Below are 7831 nucleotides of genomic sequence, written 5' to 3' on the forward strand. Positions count from 1 at the left end.
ATCTAATATATTACAAAAACCATTAAATCAGTTAGCAAAACGAATAGGAAAAGTAATTCGAGCAGTTGAAAATAGAGTTAAAAATGAACGGGATGGTTTAGAAATTGTAGGAGTCGAAAAAGTAAAATGAAAAATACCTCATAGGATAGACAATGGAAAAGTCTATCCTATGAGGTATTTTTTGAGGAACATATAAAGGAATGAGAAACCGATAAATATTTATGAGAACAGCTCATGTAGTAACTATATGTTTTTGCATAAACAAAGGAAACAGGAGGGAGATATATACGGGATACGAGGTATTCCTATTATTTTCGGTATTGAGGCATCCCGTTGTACTTCATTACCCACCCTTTGGAGTATTCAAATTCTTTTCGCGGAATAGTCAGAATCTTACTTGTCTAGCGCGCCCATTTTGCTACTCGCTCTTAGATATTTTAATAAGTCTGATTTTTAGTTCTTACTATAACCTTATTTTCTATTTTACTCTTAGAACAAGAGGGGAAATTAAGTTTGGATGATTCAATTATAAAGTTTGTTCCTTCTATAGGTGCATATGCTGAACCTGTGACATTGAGACATTTAATTCATCATACTGGTGGACTAGTTGATTTTATGGAAATAGCTGAAGAAATGAATATTAAATTTACTGATAAATTAACCCCTGAAGAATCGCTAGAACACCTTAATAAGCATCAAATGGAAAGGTTCCCAGTAGGAACTAAATTTGAGTATAGCAATACAGGATATTTTCTATTATCGCAAGTAATAGAGAAGGTGAGTGGCAGGTGCCTGCGTGAATTTATGAAGGAGCGTATTTTTAACCCCTTAAATATGAAAGATACAACAATAGTGGACAGATTTCCAACTTCTATATCAATCGCTAGGGGGTACTTGAAGAATAAACAAGGAACATATGAAATCTATGAAAGCCCTTGGGAACATACAGGAGATGGCGGTGCTCATATAACTGTTGAAGATTTAGTAATATGGGGAGAGAATTTAACTGCAGGTACCGTTGGTGGAAAAGATTTAACGAAAAGGATGAGTGAAATTGGTCCGAAAATTTCTCCAACTGGGGAGACGATCATTGATGATGAAGAGTATGCTTTTGGATTGGAAATTGCAGATGGTTATAATTGCTAATATGTGGAACATTCAGGGAGATGGGTTGGTTATAGTTCACACTTCATACGGTTCCCAGAAGATGGATTATCTATTGCGGTATTAAGTAACTATGACGAATTTGACCCTCATAATTATGCTTATGAAATAGCGGAAATTGTTTTAGAAAGAGAAAAAAACAATAAGAAGTAGATTTTCTATAAAAGATGTGGGTAATCCTCATATATTGGTTGGAAGAGGTGTTTGAAAAGGTATTTATTGGGGGAAGGATTGATTTCTTAATTTAAAAAAGCATGACGATTCAATGTCCTGCTTTTTTATTTATTGCCATTTAGCTGTTCTATATTTACAAGAACAACATGGATTTGGAAGTATAGGACAGAACTCTGGTTTTGCAAATGGAATCATATTCATGGGATTTTTCCAGTGAATTTCTTTTCTAATAATGATGGCAAGTTGTTTAATATAGAAGCAAGTAATGGGGCTGAGGCACCTAAAGTTTTACTCAACTCAAAGATGAAACTTGACAAGTTAATTGGCATACTGTAAATTTGGTTAATGACTTAAATCATTAACTGCATAACGGTAGTGGTGTGATTCATGAAAATTAAAAAATATTTTTGTACACAAAGGTTACGGCGATGATTGAGAATGACGTTATATCTGGAGTATACAGTCTGAATGATTGGAGTATTACAACCACTTGGAATGTTAAAGTATTTGAAGAGCAATCATCTATAATTTGGTACTTGACAAGTAAATGGGTATATTGTAAGTTTGGTTAGTGATTTGAATCATTAACCATACAACGTTAAGAGAAGGAGGTCCCATGAGAACTCAGAATTCTCTACTTGTATAAGTTGCAGGGATGACTAGAATTACTAGTTTATTTGGAATATAGATTCCGAATGATTTAAACAAAAAAGCATTCTCAGAACTATAAATCACTCTTAGAGCGCCTACCTAAAATATGGAGCTTGACAAGTAAATGGGTATATTGTAAGTTTGGTTAGTGACTTAAGTCATTAACCATATAACGATAAAAGATCAAGTTCCATGAGAATTCAGAGTTTCGTACTTGCACAGGTTGCAGATATGGTTGGAAATAATATTTCATCTGATACATATAACCCGGATGATTTGATTATTTCAACTACTCAGATTTCTAAGTTTCTCTCAGTAAATCCAACTACATCGTTACAGGTTGTTAGGATTCTTACGGATTAAGGCTTGCTCTATAAAAAGCGTGGAATCGAAATGACAGTAACTGGTGAAGCCCAACAGATCATATTGGGCGAGCGAAGAAAGCACTGCTAGATACAATTAGAAAATTGATATATCACGAGAGTAAATAATTAAATTAATAATGGAGGAAAATGATGATTAAGTTATCCAATGTAACCAAAGATTATGGGAAAAATGAAGGATTACGGAATTTTTCCGTAACTTTAGATTCACCCGGTATTTACTGCTTGCTAGGTAAAAATGGGGCAGGTAAAACTACCTTTCTTAAATTAATTGCGGGTCATCATAATGCTAGTGCGGGTCAAGTCACAGTTAAGGGAAACCTTGTGAATATGATGCGAATGCCGGAGCAAGTATACTTCGTTCCTAGTGATGCAGAACATTTTAACATGCGTATAAAGGATCTATTTAAGACTGCAAATGAACTGCACAATCAGTTTGATCTTAATTTTGCGATTGGAATTGCGCGAAAATTCAAACTGGACTTAAATAAAAAATATGAACAGGCATCTTTTGGTATGAAGGTTATGGTCAATACAATTCTTGGAATGGCCAGTAACAAAGATGTGATTATTTTAGATGAACCGGTTTTAGGCTTTGATGCCATTACACGCAAAAAATTTTACGACTTATTACAAGAATGCAACGAAGAGAAACCAAAAATTATTATTGTTTCCACGCACTTGATAGATGAAATCTCTAGTGTTGCAGAAAAACTTCTTATCATTGATAAAGGGGAACTCAAATTATATGCCGATACAAATGATATTGATGAAATGGCTTATTCTGTAACAGGTCCGGTTGATGTCGTCGAACAGGTAACAAAAGGTCTAAATATTATTGGTAAAAAGAACGTGGGTGGATTTGTATCACAATACATTTTTGATAAGCCAATTGAGGATACAGACACAGTAATTATTTCACCATTGGGTCTACAAGATTTCTTCATTAGTCTTGTTGGAGAAGAATAAAGAGACCTTGTTTGTGAAAATATAAAACTAGGAGGAATCAAGATGAATGCACTTGCTGTAGCAAAGCTGAATTTTAAGAAAGTAAAATTATCGTACGTTATTTTTTTCGTAGCGATCGTCTTACAAATAATTAGTTACGTGATCAATGATTTAGTAGGAACATCTAATAAAGGGGGTTTTTCCTTAAGTTTTGGATTTTATTCTTATATCATAATTTTAATGAGCGCGATGCTCATTCCCGCTAAGAATTTCCGGAAGATTATGAATCTTAATGTAAAAAAGCTGGATTATATGAGAGGAATTCTTATAAATTATATTGGCTTTGCCCTCATTATTTCAATATTTACAGTGCTTTGCTATCTTTATTTAGATAAATTAATACCTGTAGGTGATAACGGATTTGTAGCCAACCCAATTGGTGTTTTTGGTTGGGATAATAATGGTGTTAGTATTGCCTTCATTCGTCAATTTGTATTTATGCTGATGGTAGGTTTAATTGTTCATACATTAACTACAATCCAGGGATCTTGGTACGGTTGGCTTACGGATATTATCATTGTAGCTGTTATTTGTATATTTACACCTATTGCTTCTCTTCGAAAAGTATTAGGTTTGATATTTGACACCCTAATTTTTACTCCAAACGCAGTTATTCAAATTATAAGTTGTCTTGGGGTATCTGCTATTGTCTATGTTTTATGTGCCTTGGTCGTAAGTCGTAAGAAGATTTAAATCACAATTAATACGTTATCAGTTACTAAAAGATTGGGATCATAAAGGTGAAATGAGTATTCATTGTTTTGCTGAGTGTAAGTAAATAGGGCAGGATTGCATACTGAGACTCGTATAGAATATAAAAATGCCTATCTTCACCATTATAGACCACTTCATACACGTTGAAATTATTAACTAAAGATTAGTGGAGGGATTATTATGTTTAAGTTTACTAAGCCTATTATAGCAAGTGCGATAGTGATTTCACTTGCAGCTTGTGGTACAACGCCTGAAAAGCCAGATGAGAGTTCACAAAAGCAAAATGTTACGCAAGGTACAAAAAGTTTTGATGAGAAAGATTTAAAAATGAAAAGTGCAGCCTACTTGGAGCAATTTCAGAAAAATGATTTCGATCAACTTTATAAAAATGTAACTCAGGAAATGACAAGTAAATTACCTAAGGAAGAGTTTGCTTCTAAATGGAAAGCTTTAATATCTCAATTAGGGCCTGCTCTAGATACAGAATCGGAAGTATTTAATTCGAAAGATAAAAATGGAAAAGTGTCTATTACCACAGTACATCGTAAAAATAATTTGCAAACCACTTTTGTTTATACAAAGGATGGCAAGGTAGCAGACGTTCAAACTGAAATGCAGCCACTTATAGTGAAACCAGAGAAAGGTGAAAAATGGGAAGAATCTTCGATTAAAGTTGGGTACAATGAAAAAAATTGAATGGGTTGTTAACTCTCCCGAAAGGAATAGAAAAACCACCGGTTGCAATTTTGCTTCAGGGGTCTGGTCCCAATAATATGGACTCTATCATTGGTACGGGTCTTAATCGTCCTTTTGCAGATAATGCACACGGTCTTGCAGAAAAGGGAATTGCTTCTATCCGTTATGACAAACGTTCTTATGCCTATCCGAATGATGTTTTCGATGTGGAAACAGAATATTTGAAAGATGCTAAAGAGGCAGTACGACTTGTTAAAGAAGATAAAAGAGTAGATAGTAATAAGATCTATCTAATTGGGCATAGCCAGGGTGGTTTACTGGGACCAAAGATTGCACAAGATAATCCAGAAATAAAAGGTTTTGTCTCAATGGCAGGTACCCTACGTCGTTTAGAGGATGTAGTGTTGACACAGACTACATTGCGAGTGGAACAAGATACAAAACTATCGGGCGAGCGTAAAAAAGAGGAAATGGAAAATACGAAAGAGTCAGTACAAAAAATAAAAAAACTCAACACCTCTGACAAAAAAGAAGTTTTACTTGGTTATCCAGCTAGTTACTGGAGTAGTTTGAATAAAATTAATGGAGCGAGCATTGCTAAAAATCTTGATATCCCGATGTTTATCATTCAAGGTACAACTGATTTTCATGTTTTAGAAAAAGTGGATTATAAACTGTGGCAGGAAACACTTGCGGGTAAAGACGATGTTAGTTTCAAGCTCTATCCAGGGCTGAGTCATTTGTTTATGCCAGGCGGTTCCGCAGATAAATTTGACGGAAGTATTTACAATAAACCAGCTCATGTAGATTCTCAAGTGATAGAGGATGTCTCAGGATGGGTTAACGCTCAACATTAATTCACTTAAAATGAGAGCAAAATATTACCCTTTTGTAAAGAAAAGTATAGATTCGGGCAAAATACAAACATTTTGGCTGAATTCCAAAAATAAAAATTAAATTATGTATTTATTTAGAAAGTGGTGTTTTAAATTATGAAAAAAGTTTTTAAAAAGGTCTTACCTGTCACTGTTGTTGTTGGTTCAGTACTAGTTTTTACTTCTGCATGTACAAATGATACTAGTTCTGATAAGCAAAATCATCCAATAAAATATGAGGAAAAGAGCTATTCAATAGAAGCAGATAAGATTTCCCAAATATCTCTGTCTGATATGGATCGTAGTGTTGATGTGGTAAAATCAAACGATAATGAGATTCATATTATGTATTTTGAAAATGATAAAGAATCATATGCAATAGATGTCTCAGGTGAAAAGAATTTAATAATGAAAGCCAATACTAATAAAGAATTGAAAGACTATGTTGGCCTTAATTCTGATAAAACACATAGAAATGTAAAGATATCGGTTCCACGCGGTATGGAAAGCGGTATTGAAATAAAAACATCTAAAGGAGATATTAATCTATCAGAAGTAAATATATCCGGTTCCGTTGAGGCAACAACTTCAAATGGGAAAATAAAAGCTTCAAATGTAAAAAGTGAAAAAAGCTTCAAAGTGGAAACCAAAAATGACGATATAAATCTATCAAATGTTGATGTAAAAGGTTCCATTGATGCATCGGTTTCAAATGGTAACCTAGATATAGAAAAAGTTGCGGTTGACGATGCATTAAAATTAAAATCAAAAAATGGCAGTATAAATGGAACTATTGTAGGATCGTATGATGTATTTAGTATCTCGAGCCATGTTTCTAAAGGTAAAAACAATCTACCAGAAAATAAAAGCGGTGGTGATAAAAAATTAGATGTCAGCGCTAATAATGGGGACATAAACCTGGAATTTGTTCGTTAATCTTAATATTATAAAACTTGAATTTTTAAAACTTCAAAGAAACCGACCTATTTTGATCAATTTTTTTCAAAATGGGTCGGTTTCTTTGATTATCACCTTTTTTTTGGTTTCTAAACCGCCGAGTGAAGCACATTACGGTCCTACATTGATGAGCGCCCACCTCTTGCAATATACCTACCAACTTGACAAGTTGATAGGTATATTGTAATATCGGTTAGTGACTCAAATCATTAACCATACAACGGTGGGGGAAGGAAGTGCTCATGAGAACTGAGAAACCCGTATTTGCACAGGTTGCAGAGATGATTGAAAATGACATTTTATCTGGTACATATAACCCGAATGACTTAATTATTTCAACCACTCAGATTTCAAAACTTCTCTCAGTAAACCCAACTACATCGGTGAAGGCCGTGAAGATTCTCGCAGATAAAGGTGTGCTTTATAAAAAGAGAGGGATTGGAATGGCAGTAACCAATGAGGCAAAGAAAATCATATTGGACGAGCGAAAAAAAGAGCTGTTAGATACGATTCGACAATCGATGAAAATTGGTATATCACGAGAGGAAATCATTAAATTAGTAATGGAGGAAAACGATGATTAAGTTATCCAATGTAACCAAATATTATGGAAAAAATGAAGGGTTACGGAATTTTTCCGTAACCTTAGATTCACCCGGTATTTACTGTTTGTTAGGTAAAAATGGGGCAGGAAAAACTACCTTTCTCAAATTAATTGCGGGTCATCATAATGCTAGTACTGGCAACATCACAGTGAACGGAAATCCCGTTGATATGCTGCATATGCCGGAGCAAGTTCATTTTGTTGCAAGTGATGCAGAACATTTTAACATGCGTATAAAGGATTTATTCAAGACGGCAAACGAATTAAATAGTCAGTTTGACATTGAGTTTGCAATGGAAATTGCGCGAAAATTCAAACTCGACTTAAGCAAAAAGTATGAACAGGCATCTTTTGGGATGAAGGTTATGGTCAATACAATCCTTGGAATGGCTAGTAATAAAGATGTGATTATTTTAGATGAACCCGTTTTAGGCTTTGATGCTATTACACGCAAAAATTTTTACGACTTATTACAGGAATGCAATGACCAAAAACCAAAAATCATTATTGTTTCCACACACCTGATAGATGAAATCTCCAGAGTTGCGGGAAAACTTCTTATCATTGATAAAGGGGAACTCAAATTATATGCCGATACAAATGAT

General features: G+C 34.2%; 7 protein-coding genes and 1 pseudogene. All 8 read left to right on the top strand.

Going from position 1 to position 7831, the window contains the following annotated elements; translation table 11 throughout:
* Positions 1-468: 468 nt before the first annotated feature.
* Positions 469-1317, top strand: a pseudogene (locus tag AB3X49_RS14760) (serine hydrolase domain-containing protein); the annotation flags it as partial.
* 1187 nt (positions 1318-2504) lie between these two features.
* Positions 2505-3341 (top strand): ATP-binding cassette domain-containing protein, encoded by an 837-nt coding sequence (locus AB3X49_RS14765; RefSeq protein ID WP_367963009.1) that lies wholly within the window; start codon positions 2505-2507, stop codon positions 3339-3341.
* Between the two features lie 42 nt (positions 3342-3383).
* A complete protein-coding gene (locus AB3X49_RS14770) occupies positions 3384-4073 on the top strand; it encodes a permease (RefSeq protein WP_367963011.1) in 690 nt (229 codons plus the stop codon).
* Between the two features lie 201 nt (positions 4074-4274).
* A complete protein-coding gene (locus AB3X49_RS14775; RefSeq protein ID WP_367963014.1) occupies positions 4275-4790 on the top strand; it encodes a DUF3887 domain-containing protein in 516 nt (171 codons plus the stop codon).
* Between the two features lie 77 nt (positions 4791-4867).
* Positions 4868-5647, top strand: coding sequence for an alpha/beta hydrolase family protein (locus AB3X49_RS14780; RefSeq protein ID WP_367963016.1), 780 nt, complete (start codon positions 4868-4870; stop codon positions 5645-5647).
* Positions 5648-5782: 135 nt separating this feature from the next.
* Positions 5783-6601: a DUF4097 family beta strand repeat-containing protein gene (locus AB3X49_RS14785; RefSeq protein WP_367963018.1), complete on the top strand. Its 819-nt coding sequence runs from the start codon at positions 5783-5785 to the stop codon at positions 6599-6601.
* Positions 6602-6864: 263 nt separating this feature from the next.
* The gene (locus tag AB3X49_RS14790; protein ID WP_002035164.1) at positions 6865-7206 is read left to right on the top strand and encodes a GntR family transcriptional regulator; all 342 of its coding nucleotides are present in this window, start codon (positions 6865-6867) and stop codon (positions 7204-7206) included.
* The coding region (locus AB3X49_RS14795) for an ATP-binding cassette domain-containing protein (RefSeq protein ID WP_367963021.1) at positions 7199-7831 on the top strand (633 nt) is incomplete at its 3' end. The genes AB3X49_RS14790 and AB3X49_RS14795, both read left to right, overlap by 8 nt.

Source organism: Bacillus sp. C30 (genome assembly GCF_040838255.1).
Classification (GTDB): Bacteria; Bacillota; Bacilli; order Bacillales; family Bacillaceae_G; genus Bacillus_A; species Bacillus_A mycoides.